Below are 21,221 nucleotides of genomic sequence, written 5' to 3' on the forward strand. Positions count from 1 at the left end.
GTACGGCGAGTCAGTCGATGCCGTTCGCCTTGATGACGCCCGCGTACCAGCGGGCGCTGCGCTTCGGCACCCGCTGCTGGGTCGGGTAGTCGACGTAGTACACGCCGTACCGCACGCCGTAGCCCGACGCCCACTCGAAGTTGTCCAGGAACGACCACGGGAAGAAGCCGAACAGCGGCACGCCCCGCTCCAGCGCGGCGTGGGCGGCGCGGATGTGCCCGTCGAAGAAGGCGATCCGCTCGTCGTCGGCGATCTCGCCGTCCGGGCCGGGGTAGTCGTGCAGCGCCAGGCCGGTCTCGGTGACGACGAGGGGCAGCGGCGTGTACTCCTTGGCGACCCGGTCGAGGATCTCGCCCAGCCCCTCGGGGTGCACGCCGATCCCGGTCACCGTCGGGTGTTCGGGCGGGACGCGCTGCCAGCCGCCGGTACCGTCGGCGCGGACGAGGTGGCGCTCGTAGTAGTTGATGCCGAAGAAGTCCAGCGGTGCGGAGATGCGCTCGAGGTCGCCGTCGCGGACGAAGCCGAAGTCGGTCACGTGCGCGTAGTGCGCCTCGGCGTCGGCGGGGTAGGCGCCGCGGAAGAGCGGGTCGAGGTACATGCGGTTCTCGTGCAGATCCAGCTGCCGGGCCGCGTCCAGGTCGGCCGGGTCGTCGCTCGCCGGATGGACCGACGTGAGGTTGCAGGTGATGCCCACGGCGCCGGTGACCCCGCCGGCGCGCAGGGCCGCGACCGCCAGCCCGTGGGCGAGCAGCAGGTGGTGGACGGCCGTGACCGAGGTCCGCTCGTCGCGCAGCCCCGGCGCGTGCCGGCCCTCCAGATGGCCGACGACCGCCGAGCAGTACGGCTCGTTGAGCGTGAGCCAGTACGGCACCCGATCGCCGAGCCGGTCGTGCACCACCGCGGCGTAGTCGGCGAAATGCGCGGCGGTGTCGCGGTCCGCCCAGCCGCCGCGGTCCTGCAGGGCCTGCGGGAGATCCCAGTGGTACAGGGTGAGCATCGGTGTGATGCCCCGCTCCAGCAGGCCGTCGGTGAGCCGGTCGTAGAAGTCCAGGCCGGCCGGGTTAACCGGGCCGGCGCCGCCGGGCACGACCCGCGGCCAGGCGACCGAGAACCGGTACGCGCCGACGCCCAGCTCGGTGAGCAGGTCGAGGTCGGCGGGCCAGCGGTGGTAGTGGTCGCAGGCGACGTCGCCGGTGTCGCCGCGCAGGACGGCGCCCGGGGTGTGGCTGAAGGTGTCCCAGATGGACGGTCCGCGGCCGTCCTCGGCAACGGCCCCCTCGATCTGATAGGCGGCGGTGGCCGCGCCCCAGAGAAACCCGTCGGGAAAACGCATGTGTACGAGCCTTTCTACAGGAAGCCGCGCGCCGCACGACGGCGGCGGCCGAGCGCGTCGAGCACGACGGCGACGACGAGGATGACGCCGGTGGCGATGTTCTTCACGGCGGCCGGTTCACCGAGCAGGTCCAGGCCGTTCTGCACGCTGCCGACGACGAGCGCGCCGAGGATCGCGTGGTAGATGCGGCCGCGGCCGCCGAACAGGCTGGTGCCGCCGATGACCGCCGCCGCGATCGCGTTGAGCTGCAGGGTGCCGCCGCCCAGCGCGTTGGACGCCGAGAACTGCCGGGAGGCCTCGACGACCCCGGCCAGTGCGGCGATCGCGGAGACGAGCACGAAGACCACGACGACGGTACGGGCGACGGGAATGCCCGCCCGCCGGGCCGCCTCGCGGTTGCCGCCGATCGCGGTCACGTGCCGGCCGAAGGAGGTGCCCGTCATGAGCACCCCGGCCGCGCCGGTCAGCACCAGGAGGAGCACGAAGACCCAGGGGATCCCGAAGTACGAGTTGAGCAGCCACGTCACCGCCAGCACGACGACGGCCACGAGGACCAGCGCGGGCACCTCGGCCCGCAGCGGCGGATCGGGCAGCTCGTGCCGGGCCCGGCGCGCGCGGCGCAGCGCCCGCAGGCCGGCGAACCCGGCCACCACCAGCACCGCGAGCACCCAGCCGAAGCCGGGCACGACGTAGCTGGACGCGATCGAGCGGATCGCGGTGTCGCGGATCGGGATCTGCCCGCCGTCGCCGACGAGCGCGAGCTGCACGCCCTGCCACACGAGCAGACCGGCGAGGGTGATGATGAACGACGGAATGCCGGCCGAGGTGATGACGAGCCCGTGCAGCAGCCCGATCACGGCGCCGGTGGCGACGGCTGCGGCGATCGCGAGCCAGGCGGGCGCGCCCTGGTCGGCGAGGAGCCGGGCCAGGACGGCCGCGCTGACCCCGGCGACGGCGCCGACGGACAGGTCGATCTCGCCGAGGATGAGCACCATCACCATGCCGACCGCGAGCGTGCCCAGCACCGCGATCTGCAGCAGCAGGTTGGACAGGTTCCGCGCGGACAGGAAGTTGTCGTTGAGGGCCTGGAAGATGCCCCAGACCAGCAACAGTCCGATGAGGACGGTCGTGGTGCCGCTCGCCCTGCGCATCACGACCGGCTCCCCGTGATCGCCGCAACCACGTCGTCGGTACTGTCCGTGCCCGGCCGGAACTCGCCCGCGTTGCGGCCCAGGCGCAGCACGCTGATCCGGTCGGCGACGGCGAACACGTCGGCCATGTTGTGCGAGATGACCACGACGGCCAGGCCGCGGTCGCGCAGCCGCCGGATGAGGTCGTACACCATCGCCGTCTGCGCCACCCCCAGCGCCGCGGTCGGCTCGTCGAGCAGCACGATCCGCGAGCCCCACAGCGCGGCCCGGCTCACCGCGATGGCCTGGCGCTGCCCTCCGGACAGCGCCGAGACCGGCTGGGCGAGGTCGGGCAGGTGCGCGGACAGGTCGGCGATGATCGCGGCGGCGTGCGCCTGCATCCCCTCCCGGTCCAGCAGCGCCGAGCGGCGCCGGCGGCGCTCGCGCCCGAGGTACAGGTTGGCGGTCACGTCGAGGTTGTCGCAGAGCGCGAGATCCTGGTAGACGGTCTCGATGCCCAGGGCCGCGGCCTCCTTGGGCGAGCCGATCGCGACCGGCTCGCCGTCCAGCAGAATCTCGCCCGCGTCGATGCGGTGGGTGCCGGCGATCGCCTTGACGAGCGTCGACTTGCCGGCCCCGTTGTCGCCGACCAGGGCCACCACCTCGCCGGCGGTGGCCGTGAAGCCGACCTCGGTGAGCGCCGCGACGCGCCCGTACCGCTTGACGACGCCGCGGAGCTCGAGGGTGGGCGGAGCTACAGCTTGCACTGGTCCGCCGCCAGTCCCGCGCAGATCTTGTCCTTGCTGCTGTACCCGTCCTTGATCACCACGTCGGCGATGTTCTCCTTGGTCACGGCGACCGGGTCGAGCAGCAGCGCCGGGACCTTGCCGGTGCCGTTGTCGACCGTGCTCGTGGTGAGCGCGGTGGCCCCGGCCTGGTCGCCCTTGGCGAGCGCGACGGCGATCTTCGCGGTGGCGGCCGCCTCGGCGCGGATCGACTTGTACACCGTCATGGACTGGTTGCCCGCCATGATGCTGCCCAGGCCGGCGTCGGTGGCGTCCTGCCCGGTGACGAGGACCTTGCCGTTGAGCTTGCGGGCGGTGAGCGCGGTGATGACGGCGTTGGCGAGCCCGTCGTTGGGCGCGATCACGCCCTGCACGTCGTCGCCGAGCTTGGTCAGGCCCTGCTCCATCGCGGCCTGGCCCTTGGCCGGGTCGAAGCTCGGGGTGTCCGACTCGTAGCCGAGCTTGAGCCGGCCCGACTGGAACGCCGGGTCGAGGACCTTGTGCGCGCCCGCCTTGAACTCCCGGCCCGGCGCCGAGGTGATGTCCCCGTTGATCATCGCGACGGTGGCGCCCGGCGGCAGCTTGTCGAGCAGGTACTGGCCCTGCAGCTCGCCGACCTTCTCGTTCTGGAAGGAGACGTACGCGGCGGGCATGGCCCCCTCGATCGCGCCGTCGTAGGCGATCACCTTGGCCCCGGCGGCGTCGGCCTTCGCCACGATCGACGCGCCCGCCTCGGCGGTGAAGGGGCTCACCACGATCACCTTGGCCCCGTTGGTGAGCGCGGATTCGGCCTGCTGCAGCTGTACCGCGGCATCGCCCTGGGCGTTGTTCGCGATCACCTTGATCGTGGGGTCGATGGCCTTGACGGCGTCGGTGAAGTAGGGCTTGTCCTTGCTCTCGAACCGGTCCGCGCAGGTCGAGCAGGGCATGAGGAACGCGATGGTGAGATCTTTTCCGGCACTTGCAGTGGGCGATCCCTGCGTACACGCGGCAGTCGAAAAAACTAAAGCTAAAACCAGCAGTCGTCGCAGCATGGGGGTGTCCTTTACAGGGGTGTGAGGCGCTCGATGCCGGCGCCGGACTCGATGAGCTGATGGATGGGCAGCGTGGCCGCGCCGAGCACGGCGGCCTCGCGCCCGAGCTGGGAGCGCACGAGCACGACCTCGCCGCCGGGCTGGTCCAGGGCGTAGGCGCGCACCGCGGCCTGCAGCTCCCCGAGGAGCTCGGCCGCGATCCGGTCGCCGAACCAGCCGCCGACGATGATCTTTTCCGGGTTGTACAGGTTGACCAGGTTGGACAGCGCCAGCCCGAGGTGGCGCACGAGGCCGTCGATGGCCCGCTGGGCCGCGGTGTCGCCGGACCGCCAGGCGGCCAGGATCGCCTCGACGCCGTCGGTCTCCCGGCCGAGCCAGGTCTCGTCGGGCCCCCGCCACTGGTTGAGGACCGCCGACGCGCCGACGAACGTCTCGACGCACCCGGCCCGCCCGCAGCGGCAGTGCGGACCGTCGAGGCTGATCTTCGTGTGGCCCCACTCGCCGGCGCTGCTGGAGAAGCCGCGGTACAGCCGGCCGTCGGTGATGATCCCGGCCCCCGCGCCCTCACCGATGAGCACCATGACCGCGTGGTCCGTGTCGCGGGCCGCCCCGAACCAGGCCTCGGCCTGCGTGGTCGACTTGGCCCCGTTGTCGATGTACGCCGGGATGCCGAGCCCGTCGCCGAACCCGCCGAAGTCCACGCCGTGCCAGCCGACGACCTCGGCGTGCACGAGCTGGCGGTCCTCCTCGACGATGCCCGGCACGCCGAGCCCGAGCCCGATCACCCGCCGCGCGTCGACGCCGAGCTCGGCGAGCATCGCGGTGACCTGATCGGTGATCGCGGTACGCGCCTCGCCGACCTCGATCCGCCGCCCCTTGAACGGGTACTCCCGGGCGGCGAGCCGGTTCAGCCCGAGATCGAACACCTCGACCCCGATCTTGGTCTCGCCGACGTCCGCCCCGACGACCAGCCCGGCATCGTGGGCGACCCGCACGATCGCCCGCCGCCGCCCGCCGTCGGAGTCCAGGAACCCCTCCTCGCGCACGGTGCCCTCGGCGAGCAGCTCGTTCATCACGTTGGTCACGGTGGCCGGCGACAGCCCGGTCGCCGTCCCCACCTCGCTGCGCGACGTGGGCCCGTGCAGCCAGACGTGCCGCAGGATCAGCGCCCGGTTGCGTCGCCGCACGTCCTTGACCGAAGCCTTCTTCGCCACCGTCGTCACTCCAACCCTTGGTTCAATGATTGTTTTATAGTCTGAAATAAGTCCCCGCACAACCGTCCCGCCCCAACTACGTGGCGTTACCTTCCGGGTGCGCGGTGCAGAGCGGCCAGGCCGGCCCGGGCGCGGTCCTCCTCGAACCGGTCGCCGATCTCCATGGCGAGGTCCAGCGCGAGCTCGTGCTCGCGGGCGGAGCGCAGCGCCTCCCCGAGCCCGTTGCGCGCCTCGCACTCCCCGCCCTTGTCACCGGCGGCGGCGAAGACGGCCAGGGCCCACCGGTGCTCCTGCGCGGCGCCGGCCCGGTCGCCGTGGCGGCGGTACGCGACCCCGAGATCGTTGCGCGCGTGCGCCTCGCCGATCCGGCTGCCGGCGGCCCGATGGATGGCGATGGACCGCTCGTGGTGGTCCACCGCGTCCCGATGCCGCCCCTGCCGCGAGGCGATGCATCCGAGGCTGTCCAGCACGCCCGCCTCTCCGGTCGGGTCGCCGAGCTCGCGGAAGAGCCGCAACGCGCCGTCGAACAGCCCGGCGGCCTCCTCGTCGCGGTCCTGACGCTCCAGCACGAGCCCCAGCGCGTCGAGGGCGGCCGCCTCCGCCGTCCGGTCGCCCAGGCGCCGGGCCAGCTCAAGCGCGCGTTCGGCGTAACCGGCGGCGGTGTCGTACGGGCCGCGACGCCAGTGCACGTGGCCCAGGTAGCGCAGCGCGCGGGACTGCCCGGCCAGGTCGCCGAGGTCGGTGTACTCGTCGAGGGCGCGCCGCAGGTTGGCTGCCGCCTCGCCGAAGCGTCCCTGCACCTCCTGCGTAGCGCCGAGGCTGACCAGCGCCGCGGCCTCCCCGGCACGGTCGCTGGTGATGTGTGCCGCCTCGCGCCCGGCGGCGTGGATGGCGAGCGCGTCGGCGTAGTGTCCGCCCTCGCGCAGGTACCGTAGCAGCAGCTCCGACAGCCGCACCGCGAGCTCCGGGCGGCCGTGCGCCGCGGCGACACCGGTGGCCGCGACGAGATTGGCGCGTTCGGCGTCGAGCCAGGTGCGGTCGGCCGTCGCAACCGTGGCCGTGTAGTGCTCCAGCAGCCGCACGACGCCGGCGGACCGGACCTCGTCCGGCTCCTCGGTGTGCTCCAGCCGGGCCGCGTAGGCCCGCACCAGGTCGTGGAACCGGAACCGGCCGCGCACCGCCTGCTGCAGCAGGTGCGCGTCGAGCAGCCGTTCCAGCATCGGCCCGGCCACCGGCTCCGCGATCCCGGCGAGGGCAGCGGCGGCGGCGGAGTCGGCGTCGGTACCCGGATGCAGGCTCAACCGGCACCACAGGCGCCGCTGCGCCGGGTCGAGATCGGCCACGGACAGCGCCAGCGCGGCGGGCACGCTGCGTTCGCCGTCGTCGAGCCGCTCCACGGCGAGCTCACCGGCCAGGTCCTCCGCCGTCCACATCGGACGCGCCCGCAGCCGGGCGGCGGCGATCCGCACGGCCAGCGGCAGACCACCGCAGGCGGCGACGATCCGGTCGACCGCATCGGCGTGCGCGCGCACCCGCTCGCGGCCCGCCACCGAACCGAACAGCGCCACCGAGTCCCCGTCCGGCAGCCCGTCCAGCGACACCGACCGCGCGTCGTCGAGCGCGAGCAACCGGCGCCGACTCGTCACCAGCGCCAGGCAGCCGGGGCCGGCCGGCAGCAGCGGCCGGACCTGCTCGGCGGTGCGGGCGTTGTCGAGCACGACCAGCACCCGCCGCCCGGCCAGCCGCCCCCGCCACAGCGCCGCCTGATCGTCGGCCTCGGCCGGGATCTGCTCCCCCGGCACCCCGATCGCGCGCAGCAGCCGCGGCAACGCCTGCGCGGGCTGGATCGGTGCGACGTCCTCGGTGTACCCGTGCAGGTCGAGAAACAGGCACCCGTCGGGGAACCGGCCGGCGAGCCGGTGGGCGGCCCGCACCGCGAGGGCCGTCTTGCCGATGCCCGCCATCCCGTCGATCGCGACGACCGCCGCCCCGCCCGAGACGACCCGCTCCAGCTCGGCCCGCCGCCCGGTGAACAGCGCCGTGTCGGCCGGCAACTGCGCGACGCGGCCGGCGAGCTGGTCCCGCCCGTGCCCGGCGCGCCAGATCTCGAACCCGATCCAGGCCCCGGCGAGCGCCACGAGCCCGGCCCCGACCGGCCACGTCCAGCCTGACGTGACAACGTTGGTGAGCACGCCGGCCGCGATCGCCAGCAGCGTCGAGACGCCCGCCGTCAGCTGCGGCCTCCGCTCCACAGTTCCACGATAGTGGTTGACACCGATCCGCCCCGATACCTAGATTGCTAGGTATGGACCTGCGGGGGCACCTCGACCTGCTGCTGCTGACGGCCCTGCGCCGCATCGAGCCAGGCCACGGCTACGCACTCATCACCGCCCTGCGCGAGCAGTCGGCGGGCACCTTCGACCTGCCGGAGGGCACGGTCTACCCGGCCCTGCACCGCCTGGAGCGCGACGGCCTCGTGCAGAGCGAGTGGAGCACGGAGTCCGGCCGCCGCAGACGCGTCTATCGGCTGACCCAGGCGGGCGCGGACGCGGTCACGGTGAAGCAGCAGGAATGGACGATCTTTCAAGCCGGCGTACGCGCCGTGGTGGAGGGATGGGCGTGAGCGAGATCGACTGGTACCTCGACGACCTCTTCAACCGGCTGTCCGGCCAGGGCGCCGCGGGCCGCCGCATGCTGGAGGAGGCCGCAGACCACCTCCACACGGCCGCCGACGCGCACGTCGCCGCGGGCCTGCCGCGCGACGAGGCGGAACGCGAGGCGGTGCTGAACTTCGGCGGCGCGGGCGAGGTCGCCACCCAACTGCTCCACGTCCACGAACCCACCCGCCTGGCCGCCGCCGCCTCGACCGCAACGGCCGTGGGCGGCCGGGCCCTGCTGATGCTGGCCGGCTGTTTCCTCGGCGCGGGGCTGGCTTTGAGCGTGTGGGGCAACAGCGACCCGATCGCCCGGCAGACGGCCTGGGTGGGGGTGCCCCTGTTCGTCGCCGCCATGGCACTGCTGCTGGCACGGCGTCCCGCTCCCCCGTTCGCTTCCCTGGGCGCGGCCCTGATCACGCTGGGCGGGGTCGCGGCGCTGGTGGACGTGCCGCTCGCGGCGGGCCTGTACTCCGGCGAGACCGGCCTGCACCGCCACGCGGCTGCGATGCTGACCGGCTTCGCCCTGGCCAACCTGGCCGGCGTCGGCCTCGTCCGGGCCTTCGTCCTCGTACCAGGAGCTCAGCCCATCGGGAACTCGGCCTCGAACCCCTCGATGTAGGGCATGTTCCGGAACGGAAAACCCGAACCGTCCTCGATTTGGCGCCGCATGTCCTCAAGCGCCTCGTAGGCCGCGTCGAGGTCGCCCACGAGCGCATGCAGCAGCGGTAGCCGTTCGATCGGGAGCCCGCCCGTGAGTCCCTGGCCCGTCCGCAAGACGTCGAGGACCCCGGCGTATGACGCGTGCGACCGCAGGAACGGCAACGCGATGTCCTTGACGTCGGCCAGGATCGGCCCGACGACGGACACGGGCGACTCCGCGGCCAGATCTATCGGGTGCTCCTGCCACTGCCGCTCGGCGGTGAGGTAGCCGGTGTTCATCGCGACCGTCGGAACGTAGTATCCGTCCCATCCGGGAACGACATCCCCGCACCAGGCGGCCACACGATCCTCGACGGCCGCCAGCCGGACGCCCACGATCGTCGCCACAAAGAGCGCTCCTGGGCGACCGTGATTCGAGTCGGCGAACGCGCACGAGCCCTCGATCCCGGCACCGAGATCGAGGTGGAACTCGAAGTTGGACTTGTACCGCTTGAACCCGAGGGCCTGCATCTCGGTCTTCAGCGCCGAGAAGAGCTCCGCCTTCTTCACCCGTTGCCCTCACTCAACCGATGGACCGGTCACAATGCGTCTCGCCCCGGCCTCGCGAGCGGGCCGGGGCGAGACGCACGACGCTACACGTCGAAATGATGGACCATGATGACGAACTCGTTCTCCCGGTAGTAGCGGGCCACCTTCGCAGCACGCGCCCCACGGCCGTACAGAATGAGTCCCACCTCGCTGAAGCGTTTGTCCAAGGCGCGCTGGGCCGCGTTGTAGGTCGCGCCGGCACCGTTCTTGGACTCGTGGAAGAACATGATCCCGTCTTTCTTGGTGATCAGGTCGTACCGGCGGATGTTGCCGGCCGTGTGACCGGTTCCGGGCGCACGCGCCCAGAACTCACGTCCGATGATCTCATGGCCGTCGGCCGCCATCTGGTCCGCGAGATGGTCGACGCCCTTGTCGCCCTTCTCATGCGGTTCCTTGCCGCCCTTCTGCGGTGGGTCGACGTCGCACGAGCTGTTGTGGACGAGGACCGCGGTGGGCCCGGCGAGCACGTAATAGGTGTGGGTGTCCTCGACGGTGAGGTTGTGGACCGTCGCCACGGCGCCGTAGGCCGCCACAGCCAGGACGCTGACGCGGGAACCGTCCGGCGCGAGCAGCGAGTCGCCCGGGCGTAGGTCGGCCGTGTTGCGCCACTCATGGACGCTCGCAACCCAGATCGGGTGGTTGTCGGTGGCGGTGAAGGATGCCGTCGTGCCGCTCGCGTCCGCGACGGTGACCTCGACGAGGTCCTTGTCGCCGGTGCCCTTGATCGTGGTGGTGACGGGCTGGGCGCCGGTCGCGCCGGTCTCCGGGTCGGTCGCGACGACCTGGTCGCCGATCTGCAGCGTCTCGATGGGCTTCGTCGAGCCGTCGGCCATCAGCACGGGTGTCCCCGGCAGGAAGCTGTTGCAGGTGTCGGCCACCGCCTCGCCGGCGTCGTCGGCGCTGGCCGGTATGTCGTCCGCGGCCTTGCCCACGTCGTCGCCGTGCTTCGCGGCCTGTTCCGCCACGTCGTCGGCCTTCTTCGCGGCCGCTTCCGCCGCCGCGGCCGCGTCGTCCGCCTTGCGCAGGATCGCCTTCGCCCAGGCGAGTTTCTCCTTGAAGGCGTCATAGGCCTTGTACGCCCGCTCGATCGCCTTCGCGATCTTCGGTAGCTTCGCGATCTTCGCCCAGGGGATGAAGTTCGAGGCCACCCCGACACAGGCGAGGATGTCGCCCTTGGTGAAGCAGTCGCGGATGTCGTTGATCCCCAGGACCTCCATGAGGATCTCGCCGCCCGCGTCGATGACGATGTCCAGCAGCGGGGTGTCCTTGATGATTTTGGCCTTCTCGACCTCCTCCTGCGAGACGCCCCCGGTGTTGCTGTTCGTGTTGGAGCCACCCGTGCTGGCCGATCCGCCGGAGGCGGCCTTCTCCTCGCGCCGGCGCTCCATCACCTCGCCGTCGGACTCGGGGCGGCGGCCCGAGGGGTCGGCGCTGGAGACCGGGCTGTTGTTGGCGTAGGAGTACCCCTGCATCATCTGGGGGTTGTAGAAGTCCTGCTCCGGGTCGACCGAGATGAAGCGGCCCAGGGCCGGGTCGTACTCGCGGGCGCCCAGGTGGGTCAGGCCGGTCGGGTCCTGCTCGCCGCCGAGGTAGCCCTTCGTCGTGGGCCAGGACGGCGGGGCGGTGCCGCGCTGCTGGCCGAACGGGGTGGTGCGGCGGACCTGGTAGTCCTGCGTGCTCTCCTTGATGACCAGGTTGTTGGTGCCGAGGTGGTCGCTGCAGGTCCACGACAGGCCGCTCGCGTCGCGGACCGCGACCGTCTGGCCGGCGTGGGTGTAGTAGCGGGTGGTCTTCGGCTTCGTGGTGCCGGTGGCCAGGCGCAGGTCCTCGCCGCCGAGGTACAGGGTCGCGCCCTTGGCGTCCTTGCGGATGATGCGGTTGCCGCCGGCGTCGTAGACGAACTCGGTGCTGTCGCCGCCCTCGACGACCTTGCTGAGCTCGCCCTCCTTGCCCCAGGTGAGCGTCTGCGGGGTACCGGTGGCGCTCAGGCGGTTGATCGTGTCGCCGAGCTGGTCGTAGCCGTAGTTCATGGTGCGCACGGTGCCGCCGGGCTCGGTGACCTCGACGGACGTGACCGAGTGGGGTTTGGTCGCGTCGTCGTACTTGTACCGGCGCTGCGTATTGCCGGCCGCCGTGTGCTGGGTCTCGGTCTGGCGGCTGCCGATCTTGTCGTACGTCCAGCTGTTCCAGTACGGCGCCGGTCCCCCGAGGGCGGTGGCCGACGGGGCCGGGGCACAGGTGCCGGAGGTGGGAGTCCAGGCCTCGGTGAGGCGGCTGCGGTTGTCGTGCGTGAAGCACTGCGTGTCGCCGGAGCCGGCCGCGACCCCGGTGTCCTTGATGGAGCTGATCAGGCCCCGGCCGTCGTAGTCGTACTTCACGTCGGCCAGCAGCGCCGGCGCGTTCTGCGCGTAGACGCTGGAGCCGTCGAGCCGGCGGGTGCCGTCCTTGTACGTGAACGTCTGCGCGACGACCTTGCTCGCGAACGCCTCCGGGCCGTCGTAGTCCAGGGTCAGCCGCTCGATCTCGCTGAACTTGGTGTAGTCGGTCCCGGCGGCGTAGTAGCCCAGCGCCGAGTACGTCTGCGTCGGCAGGCCCAGGTCGTTGTAGGCGAAGCGGACCTGCTCGGCGTCGAGGTCGCCACCGGCGTTGGGGTACGTCACCGACGCGGGCGAGCCGTCGACGTTGTACGTGTACGAGGTGTCGTAGGCGCCCTGGAACGGCACCGTCTTGCCCGACGGCGGCACGATCTGCAGCCGGGTCATCAGCGGCCGGTAGCCGGCGTCGTAGGAGCGGACGCCGGTGATGTACTGCGCGCCGTCCAGGTAGCGCACCGAGTAGTTGGGCAGGCCCTTGTAGCCGGTCGGGTCGTAGAAGTTCTCGGTCCGCTTGGCCCCGGTGGTCGAGCCGTCGTAGGTGGTCTTGAGGCGGCCGAGCTTGTCGTAGGCGTACGCGATGACCGTGCCGCGGGCGTCCTTGGTCGAGGTGACCTGACCGGCGTCGTTGTAGCCGATCTCGCCGGTGCCCTTGTCCGGGTCCTCGGTCTTGACCAGCCGGCCCTGGCGGTCGTAGTGGTTCGTCCAGACGGTGCCCATCGGGTCGGTGACCGTCTCGAGCTGGCCCGCCTTCGTGTACGTGTACCGCGTCTCGTCGCCGCTGGTGAGGTCGGTCAGGCCGGCGTGCTGGATCACCTTGAGCGTCTCGCCGCGGGCACCCTTCACCGTGGTGGCGGCGACCCCGTACGGCGGGATGACCGTCGTGCGCTCGCCGCGGTACTGCGTCGTGGTGCGGTACTGCTCCACGCCGAGCCGGTAGAACGCGTCGGCGACCGGGCGGCCGGCGGCGTCGTACTCGGTGACGTTCATGCCGGGCACGACGTTGTCGGCCACGCCGAGCAGCTCCGGGCCGGGGGCGCCGTCGTTGTAGAAGGCGCCGTGCTGCTTGACCACGAAGCCGCGGTTGTCGTAGACCGTGTCGGTGACGATCCGCCCGCCGCCCGGCGCGGGGACCTGTGTCTGGCGCGGCCGCTGGAGGCCGTCGAAGATGTCGTACGTGGTCACGTACGCGCCGTTGGGCCCGAGCGCCTTGGTGCTGGTGACGATCGGCTTGTCGGCCTCGACGGTGTAGCCGAACTCGGAGATCGGGCCGTAGCCGGCCAAGCGCGGCCGATCGATCGCCCAGGCCTTCGCCAGCCGGCCGAGCGGGTCGTACTCCAGCTCGGTGAACTTGGTGTTGGCGTCGGTCTGCTTGGTCGCCAGGCCCCAGGCGGGCTCCAGGGTCACGCTCGAGACGTGGTCGAGCGGGTTCTTGGTCGAGATCTGGGTGACCGGGCCGCCGACCTCCGGCGTGTACGCGGTCGTCGTGGTCCACCCGAGGGCGTCGGTGCTGGAGGTGCCGCGGCCGTAGCCGTCCACCGTGGACTTGCCGGTCATGTAGTAGACCGGCTGGCCGCCGGTGTAGTCGCGCAGGGTCTGCGTCTCGGTGACCGCGCCCTTCGTCGGCGCCGCCCCGTACGCCTGGTTGTCGTACAGCGTGAGCGCGTCGGACAGCACGTCGGCCGGGCGGCTCGGGGTCGCCGCGCAGGACACCGAGACCGTCTCGGTCCGCGTCGGCAGGTTGAGAATCCACGCGCCGGTGTTGCGGGCGTACGTGAACCGCGTGCACTGGTCGTCGTCCGGTGTGGACACGTCGCCGCGGTCCTCGACCTGGTCGACCGTGCCGTACGAGTCGAAGTGCTTGCTCGTCTCCATCGTGCGCCAGGTGCCGTCGGAGAGCAGGGCGCGCACGACGGTCTTGTTGGTGTTGACCCGCCGGGCGGTGACGTTGCCCCAGTCCCGGTTGCGGGTCGCGGTGGCGTCGGAGCGCCAGGGGTCGGTGATGGTGGACGAGACCTTCGCGCCGCCCGGGCCGAAGCCGATCACCTCCCGCGGCATGCCCGCGTACTCGTCCTCGTCGGGATAGCTGCCGCCGAACGAGTCGGACACCGACACGCTGCGGAAGGTGTTCGTCCCGGGCAGCTTGTCGCCGTTCATGCCCTGGAAGTACCGGGTCTCGGAGACGGTCGGGGTGGCGTTGGTGGCGCCGCCGAGCGTGCGCACCACCGGATACCCGCGCCACTGCCCGTAGGTCTTGTACTTCGGGTCGACCAGGCCGTCGTTGTCGTCGAGGCGCCAGGCGGCGTTGCCGGAGTACTCGTAGCGGGTCACCACCGGCGGCTGGGCGGTCACCCGGTCGGTCTCGGTGACCTCCTTGACCACGTACTTGTGGAACCAGTCGGTGTCGGTCGCGGTGTCGCTGCCCGGCCGCGGCGACTTCACCGGCATGCAGCGCTTGGTGTTGGACTCCGGGGCGGGCATCCCGGCGGCGTAGGAGCACTCCGGCTCGGAGTACGTGATGGCGAGCTGGCCGCCGCTCTCGTTGTTGATCCGGGCGACCCGCCACCAGTTCATCGTCGAGTTGGTGTCGTTGGGCCGCATGACCCGGTTGGTCAGCTGCACGCCGTCGAAGTTGACCTCCGGCAGCGCCTTGTCGCCGCCGACGTGGCCGGTGTGGGTGATCGCCTCCAGCCACAGCCCGGCCCGGGTGCCGTCGCCGGGCGACGGGAACTCGTGGTGCAGGGTCCACGAGTCGACGTTGCGATAGCCGCCGGCGCCGTTGGAGACCTGGGTGGTGATCTTCGAGTACCGCTTGGTGGTCCAGAACGTCGGCGACCACTTCTCGTCGCACGGCGCGGCGTCGCACTTCTGGTCCAGCGGGGTGTCCGGGTAGTTCTCGGGGTGCGAGTAGTCGCAGGTCGACCCGGGCACGCACCGCTCGGCGACGTCGAAGACGACCTGCGCGACCGGCGCCGCGGAGAACAGCGTGTCCTCGCGCTGGCCGTACTCGGCGCGCTTGAGCCAGCCGCCGCGGGTGTACCCGACCGGCTGGTCCTTCTTGAGGTTGGCCGCGTAGAGGTTGCCCTCCTTCTCGTACCAGTACGACATGGCGTTGCCGTACGGGTCGATCACCTCGTCGAGCTGCCACCGGTACGCCTGCTGGCAGGACGATCCCGCGAAGTCGCCGGCCTTGTAGCACGGCTCGCCGGACTGGTTGCCGTAGACCGGCGACGTCCAGGTCGAGTTGGTCTCGTTCTTGCCCGCCGACCAGCCGGGCAGCCGGTTGCGGCCGAAGAAGTACTGCATGCCGCCGGTCGTGGTGACCTTCCAGTACTCACCGTCGTCGTCGCCGTTGGTGGCCCCGGTGAACCGCTCGATCTTCGAGCCGTCGTCGCTGCGCAGCTTCCAGGCGCCGGTCGCGTCGTCGCGGACCAGCTCGCCGCCGCTGCCGTTGAGCGACATCGTCGCGTTGTCGGTCGCCCAGCACTGGTCGCCGGTCTTCTCGGTGGTGTTGCTGCCGGTCATGTCCTCGGCGCACGGCTTGTAGCGGCGCTCGATGAAGCCCGGGTGGAAGTCGAAGCCCTCGCCGATCATCGACGGCTGGTTGTTCGTGGCCGAGGAGCGGCCGTCGACGGAGGAGGACGAGTAGGACAGGGCGATCGACGGCGTCGGGCCGCCCAGGCCCGGCGGCACCCGCAGCGGGTAGCTCCAGCCGAAGTTGCCGGTCGGGTTGCCCGCGCTCCAGGTCGACGACGGCGACAGCGAGGTGGCGGCGAACGAGCCGGTCGGGCCGGACGCGCCGGCGACGGCCGCGAACAGGGCGCCGGAGGACTTGAGCTCGGCCGCCGACGGTCGCGCGATCGATGGATCCTCAAGCCGATGTGGTACCGCGAAAGCCTTCGCCGGCAGCGCCACGTCCGCGGTCAGCTTGCCGGTCCGGGTGTCGTTGCGCGAGGACGGCAGCTCGACCGGGCGGCAGGCCGCGGCGGCCGGGGTGCTCAGCGCGCACTCGGGCACCCGCACCAGGTGCAGGCGCTGGGCCCAGTCGCCGCCGTAGCTGTTGCGGAACGACGTGTAGTCCAGCTCGACCGAGGCGCTCGCGGCCGCGGTGCCGCCGTCGGCGCGGGCGATCCGCCAGACGGGGCCGCGGATGCCGGTGCGGGCCGTGGCGGCGGTGTCAAGGAACTCGACGCGAACCTTCGACGGCGCCGGGTTCTGTGCGTCGGTACCGGCACCGACCGCGAGCGGCAGCGCCCCCGCCTTCGTGCGGGCCGTCGCCGTCAGGGTCGTCTCCGCGCCGGCCGCGGCCGGGGCGGCGGCCGATCCCTGGTTGCCGTGCAGCGCGGCGGCCAGGACGGGGTCGGTGTCACGGGGCTTGGCGGCGATCGGGCCGCCGGGCACGGACTGCTCGACGTGCAGCGCCGGCGGGGCGGCCGGCGCGGCGAAGGCGGTGCCCTCCCCGAGGACGCCGACGAGGGCCATGACGGCCGCACCTGCGAGCGCGGCCCGCAACCGTTGCCGCAACGGCACCCTGGACCATCCAAATTGGACACCTGGCGCGGTGGCATCGAGCACGGCGGCCCTCCCCCATACAGAGTCGTCGAAGCGACGCGGACGTTACTGCCATTCACGAGCGTCAGTCAACGGGGTCCACAATGGGCGCCGGATGTGAGAAGCTCCGCGCAGAACTGCGCGCGTGACGACCACGGGGAGGAACGACCATGCGCCGCTCTGCCGGGCTCTGCCCGGGGTAGACACCCGCCCTTCACCCGAAATTCGTCCGAGGCCGCTCATCGCCCGAGCGGCCTCGATGTCGTGCTGTGCCCATCCGGTCCGAGAGGAAAGACCTTGCCCGTACATCGGTTCCTGAGCCGGCGGCTGATCGCCACGGCCGCGGCCGCCGCCCTCGTCGCGGGAGTCGGCGCCATCGCACTCGTCCGGTCGGGCGGCGACCACGCCGACGCCGACGCGGCCCGCTGGGCCGCGATCACCGAGCAGCCCGACGAGCGCTCGGCGTCGTTCGTGGCCGCGAAGGCCAAGCGGCGCATCGAGGTGAGCGGGCTCACATCCCCCACGGGACAGGTGTTCGCCGAGCCCGACGGATCGTTCGTGGCCACCCAGACCATCGAGCCGGTGCGGGCCCGCCGGGCCGACGGGTCGTGGGGCCCGATCGACACGACGCTGCAGCCGCAGGCCGACGGCACCTTCCGCACGGCCGCCACCCCCGCCGCGGTGACCGTCTCCGGCGGCGGGACCGGCCCGCTGATGGTGCTGCGCGACGATGCCGGGCACGAGCTGTCGATGACGTGGCCCGCGCCGCTGCCCAAGCCCGCCGTGGCCGGTGCGGTCGCGACGTTCGCCGAGGTGCTGCCGGGCGTGGATCTGCAGGTGCGCGGCGACCGTACCGGTGCGCGCAAGGTCCTGGTCGTGAAGACGCCCGAGGCGGCCCGCAGTCAGGCGCTGCGCGAGATCGCGTTCGACCTGCACACGGCCGGCGTCACGGTGGCCGAGACCGGCGCCGAGACGCTGTCGGCGACCGACGCGAACGGCAAGGTCGTGTTCGCCACGCCGACGTCGAGTGTGTGGGACGCGCGGACGGCGGTCAGCGAGACCGGCGCCTTGCAGACCGGCGAGTGGGGACCGTCGGACGCGGCGAAGCTCGGCACGGTCGGCGTGCGGCTCGACGGCGACCGGCTGCTCATGTCACCGGACCCGGCGGTACTGCTGGCCGGCGATGCCCAGTTCCCGATCCGGATCGACCCGGTGTGGGGCTGGACCGGCCAGAACGCGTGGCAGCTGGTCAGCACCCAGGACAAGAACAAGTCGTACTGGAACGGCGGCGACCGGGAGAACGACCCCGAGGGCAAGGTGTCGGTCGGGCGGACACGGAACGGCAGCGTGGAGTCGGACTTCCGGGCCTTCATGCGGTTCGACACCAGCTTCTTTCGCGGCAAGGACGTGCGGGAGGCGCATTTCTACACCGTGATGAGCTACGCGTGGTCGTGGGCCTGCAACGAGTCGAACTACAAGCTCGGCATCTACCGGTACAGCGGCATGAACACCGGCCTGACCTGGAACAACCACGAGGGCGGCTGGGGCAGTTCGATCGCCGAGCGCTCGGAGACCTGGGGCAACAAGAACGGCAACTGCGCGGGGGATCTGTCGGTCGACACCACCGTCACCAGCTACGCCCAGGACGCCTCCAACCTGGGCTGGGGGGACATGCAGTTCGGACTGCGCTCGATGAACGAGTCGTGCGACTCCCAAGGCGAGTGCAAGAGCTGGCGGCGGTTCAAGGAGGCCGGCAGCGCGCCCGACGGCGGCACGGTCATGCGGCTCAGCGTCAGGTACAACACCCCGCCCGGCGTGGCCGACGGCATCCAGGTCGACGGCCGGGCCTGCGACAACACCACCCTCACGGCCGGGGCCGGCGCCTCGTACACGGTGAGCGCGGTCCTGCACGACCCGGACAACGAAAACGTCACCGGCGTGCTGCACGTGTTCAACAGCGACGGCACGGTGCTCAGGACCCTCGACAGCGGCACCGTCGGCAACGGCACCCGGGTCAGCTGGCAGATCAGCACCGCCTGGCTGGTCAGCAACCGGACCTACTCGCTGATCGTGATGACGAGCGACACGATCGCCAACTCGTGGAGCCCCACGTGCAAACTGTCCGTCGACCTGCTGCCACCGGCAATAGCCGACGTCGACTCGGTGGACTATCCCGACGACGGGGCACCCCACGGCAGTGTCGGGCGCACCGGCGACTTCCTGCTCAAGGTTCCCGCCGACGCGGCGAAGGTGTTGTACGGCCCGAGCGACCCGCCCACCACGGAACTCGCCCTGAGCGGGGCCAACCCGACGGTCCAGCTCACCCCGACGGCCCAGGGCGTCAACTTCGTGCACGTCAAGACCGTCGACGCGGCCGGCAACCAGAGCACCACGTACCACTACCAGTACGTCGCCGGCGCCCCCTCTGACCCGATCGGGCACTGGAAGCTCGACGACGGCTCCGGCACGACGGCCGTGGACACGCCGTACCCCGGGAACCCCGACGACGTGAACAAGCCGCTGACCATCACCGGCAGCGGCGGCATGCAGTGGGTCGCCGACCACGCCGAGGACAAGCTGGAGCACGGCACCTACCTGCGCTCCAACGGCGGGTACCAGCGGGTCAGCACCAGCGGGCCGGTCGTGGACACCACCCGCAGCTACACCGTCTCCGCCTGGGCCCGGCTGACCGGCTCGACGCTGCCGACCACCAACGAGCCGGTCGTCACCGCGGCCGGCACCCGGGTCAGCGCGTTCAACCTGTCGTACGGGCCGACCACGCAGTCGTGGGGCTTCACCGTCAGCACCGCCGACAACGAGACCACCAACACCTCGTGGGTCCGGGCGGCCTCCGCGACCCCGGCGCGGCTCGGCGTGTGGACGCACCTCGCCGGGGTCTACGACGCCGGGTCGAAGAAGGCGATGATGTACGTCAACGGCGTCAAGGTCGCCGAGAAGCCCGTCACCTCCGTGTGGAAGGCGGGCGGCCCGCTCGACATCGGCTCGGTGCTGTGGACCGGCTCCTCCGGCACTCCGTTCCACGGCGACATCGACGACGTGCGCGCCTACAACCGGGTCGTCGCACCCGAGGAGTTCGTCGGGCTGACCCGCCGGGCCGAGGCCTGGTGGAGCTTCGACGACGGGCTGAGCACGACCGCCGACCGCACCGGCAACGGGCGCAGCGCCACGCTCGTCGACGGTACCGCGGTGAGCCCCGGCTTCACCGGGCACGGCGTCAGCCTGAACGGCACCAACAGCCAGGTCACCACGGCCGGCCCGGCGGTGCGCACCGACGGCAGCTTCACCGTCAGCGCCTGGGTCCGGCTGCTGCGCGGCGAGAACTGGCAGACCGTGGTGAGCCAGGACGGCACGCGGATCAGCGGGTTCTTCCTGAAGTACAACGGCGGCCAGAAACGCTGGGAGTTCCATCTGCCCGGCCAGGACGCCGACAACCCCGCCTGGGCGACCGGCGTGCTGTCGACCGAACCGGCCCGCATCGGCGAATGGACCCACCTCGCCGGCGTGTACGACGCCGAACGCCAGCAGGTCCAGCTGTGGGTCGACGGGGCGCTGCAGGGCACCGCGACCGCCGCGCCGCAGTGGAACGCCACCGGCCCGCTCGTCATCGGCCGCGGCAAGACCTCAGGCACCGCCGTCGACTTCCTCTACGGCGACATCGACGAGGTGATGGCCCACACCGGAGCGCTCAACGCGCAGCAGATCGCCGTGCTGGCCGACCGGGCCCGGCGCCTGCCGGCCACCCACCAGCTCTCGGCCGACTTCACGGGCGACGGCAAGGCGGACTCGCTGGTCATCCAGGCGTACCCGGACCAGCAGATGAAGCTGTGGCAGCTGACCAGCAGCACCGGCCAGCCGCTGGAGACGCCGGTCGAGGTGTGGGACAGCCAGTTCGCACCGTGGGACATGCCCTCGGGCTGGCAGCACGACGGGGCCCGGTGGAACGCCGCCGACTTCAACGGCGACGGCATGGCGGACATCTCGCTGACCCTGCGCAACGACGCCATGAACCCCGGGGCCTGGGTCCGCAACACCCAGGTCTGGCTCTTCTACTCGACCGGCAGCGGCTTCGACGCGCCGCAGCTGACGTGGGAGAGCACCGACGGCAGCTGGCCGCTGGACCACCTCAAGGTCGACGCCGGCGACGTGACGGGCGACGGCAAGGGCGACCTGGTCATCATGCGCGACGACGCGGCGTCGGGCTTCCACGTCTTCACGTTCGCCGGTGACACCTTCGGCCTGCAGGCGCCGGTCGAGTGGTACGGCCTGGGCACCCAGTTCGCCAACTCGGACGCCAAGCGCATCACCAACCGGGTCGCCGACTTCAACGGCGACGGCAAGGCCGACCTGGTGCAGTTCTACCAGCAGGACAACAACCGCACGATGATCTACGTCAACCCGTCCGACGGCGCCCGCTTCACCGGCCGCACCATGTACTGGGACAGCGGCGCCAACGGCCTGTCCATGGCCCTGGCCAAGCCCGTCGTCGCCGACGTCACCGGCGACGGCAAGGCCGACGTCGTCGTGTACTACAACGCCGGCACCAGCCGCCAGCTCTGGCAGTGGACGTCCACCGGCACAGGCCTGGCCGCGCCGTCGGTCTGGACCGACACCGCCACCTGCACCGGCTGCGCCACGGCGATGAACAGCTGGGCCGACCTGTCCTTCGTGGCCGGCAACTTCGACGGCGACGCCGACAAGGACCTGCTGGGCATCCGCACCACGCCGGGCAGCCAGCAGTTCACGCTGTGGGGCTTCATGTCCACCGGCACCGGGTTCGCCGCCCCGACCACGCGGTACGTCAGCGGCCCGAACGGCCTCTGACCTCCGGCTGGGCCGGTCCTCGACGGAGGGCCGGCCCAGCACCCGCGGGTTTGCG

General features: G+C 71.6%; 11 protein-coding genes. 3 read left to right on the forward strand and 8 right to left on the reverse strand.

Annotated elements, in window-relative coordinates; all coding sequences use genetic code 11:
* Positions 1-10 precede the first annotated feature (10 nt).
* The 6 genes from ACQPZ4_RS28530 to ACQPZ4_RS28555 form a co-directional block, all read right to left on the reverse strand.
* Positions 11-1,333: a GH1 family beta-glucosidase gene (locus ACQPZ4_RS28530; protein WP_433041747.1), complete on the reverse strand. Its 1,323-nt coding sequence runs from the start codon at positions 1,331-1,333 to the stop codon at positions 11-13.
* A gap of 14 nt (positions 1,334-1,347) precedes the next feature.
* Complete coding sequence (locus ACQPZ4_RS28535; RefSeq protein ID WP_433066690.1) at positions 1,348-2,484, reverse strand: sugar ABC transporter permease; 1,137 nt, start codon at positions 2,482-2,484, stop codon at positions 1,348-1,350.
* Positions 2,484-3,230: an ATP-binding cassette domain-containing protein gene (locus ACQPZ4_RS28540; protein WP_433041750.1), complete on the reverse strand. Its 747-nt coding sequence runs from the start codon at positions 3,228-3,230 to the stop codon at positions 2,484-2,486. Before ACQPZ4_RS28540 ends, ACQPZ4_RS28535 begins: the two co-directional genes overlap by 1 nt.
* A complete protein-coding gene (locus tag ACQPZ4_RS28545; protein WP_433041753.1) occupies positions 3,218-4,177 on the reverse strand; it encodes a sugar ABC transporter substrate-binding protein in 960 nt (319 codons plus the stop codon). The genes ACQPZ4_RS28540 and ACQPZ4_RS28545 overlap by 13 nt, the downstream gene beginning before the upstream one ends.
* A gap of 116 nt (positions 4,178-4,293) precedes the next feature.
* On the reverse strand, positions 4,294-5,496 hold the full coding sequence (locus ACQPZ4_RS28550; RefSeq protein ID WP_433041756.1) for an ROK family transcriptional regulator: 1,203 nt from the start codon (positions 5,494-5,496) through the stop codon (positions 4,294-4,296).
* Between the two features lie 86 nt (positions 5,497-5,582).
* On the reverse strand, positions 5,583-7,748 hold the full coding sequence (locus ACQPZ4_RS28555; protein ID WP_433041759.1) for an ATP-binding protein: 2,166 nt from the start codon (positions 7,746-7,748) through the stop codon (positions 5,583-5,585).
* Positions 7,749-7,801: 53 nt separating this feature from the next.
* Between ACQPZ4_RS28555 and ACQPZ4_RS28560 the strand changes: the two genes are divergently transcribed.
* Together ACQPZ4_RS28560 and ACQPZ4_RS28565 are read left to right on the forward strand one after the other, a co-directional pair.
* On the forward strand, positions 7,802-8,119 hold the full coding sequence (locus ACQPZ4_RS28560; RefSeq protein ID WP_433041762.1) for a PadR family transcriptional regulator: 318 nt from the start codon (positions 7,802-7,804) through the stop codon (positions 8,117-8,119).
* A complete protein-coding gene (locus ACQPZ4_RS28565; RefSeq protein ID WP_433041765.1) occupies positions 8,116-8,772 on the forward strand; it encodes a permease prefix domain 1-containing protein in 657 nt (218 codons plus the stop codon). The genes ACQPZ4_RS28560 and ACQPZ4_RS28565 overlap by 4 nt, the downstream gene beginning before the upstream one ends.
* Here ACQPZ4_RS28565 and ACQPZ4_RS28570 read toward each other — a convergent pair.
* Positions 8,733-9,362 (reverse strand): hypothetical protein, encoded by a 630-nt coding sequence (locus tag ACQPZ4_RS28570; RefSeq protein WP_433041768.1) that lies wholly within the window; start codon positions 9,360-9,362, stop codon positions 8,733-8,735. The genes ACQPZ4_RS28565 and ACQPZ4_RS28570 overlap by 40 nt on opposite strands.
* An 83-nt stretch (positions 9,363-9,445) precedes the next feature.
* Entirely contained in the window at positions 9,446-16,303 is a 6,858-nt protein-coding gene (locus ACQPZ4_RS28575) for a polymorphic toxin-type HINT domain-containing protein (RefSeq protein WP_433041771.1), read from the reverse strand.
* Positions 16,304-16,621: 318 nt separating this feature from the next.
* Here ACQPZ4_RS28575 and ACQPZ4_RS28580 point away from each other — a divergent pair, with 318 nt between their 5' ends.
* Positions 16,622-21,166: a LamG-like jellyroll fold domain-containing protein gene (locus ACQPZ4_RS28580; protein WP_433041774.1), complete on the forward strand. Its 4,545-nt coding sequence runs from the start codon at positions 16,622-16,624 to the stop codon at positions 21,164-21,166.
* The last annotated feature ends 55 nt before the right edge of the window (positions 21,167-21,221 follow it).

The organism is Dactylosporangium sp. CS-033363 (genome assembly GCF_050942475.1).
GTDB lineage: Bacteria > Actinomycetota > Actinomycetes > Mycobacteriales > Micromonosporaceae > Dactylosporangium.

What these genes read in the sequence shown, in the direction of transcription:
- ACQPZ4_RS28530 (WP_433041747.1), bottom strand. Translation starts at nt 1,333, where the DNA reads ATGCGTTTTCCCGACGGGTTTCTCTGGGGCGCGGCCACCGCCGCCTAT.
- ACQPZ4_RS28545 (WP_433041753.1), bottom strand. Translation starts at nt 4,177, where the DNA reads ATGCCCTGCTCGACCTGCGCGGACCGGTTCGAGAGCAAGGACAAGCCC.
- ACQPZ4_RS28535 (WP_433066690.1), bottom strand. Translation starts at nt 2,484, where the DNA reads ATGCGCAGGGCGAGCGGCACCACGACCGTCCTCATCGGACTGTTGCTG.
- ACQPZ4_RS28560 (WP_433041762.1), top strand. Translation starts at nt 7,802, where the DNA reads ATGGACCTGCGGGGGCACCTCGACCTGCTGCTGCTGACGGCCCTGCGC.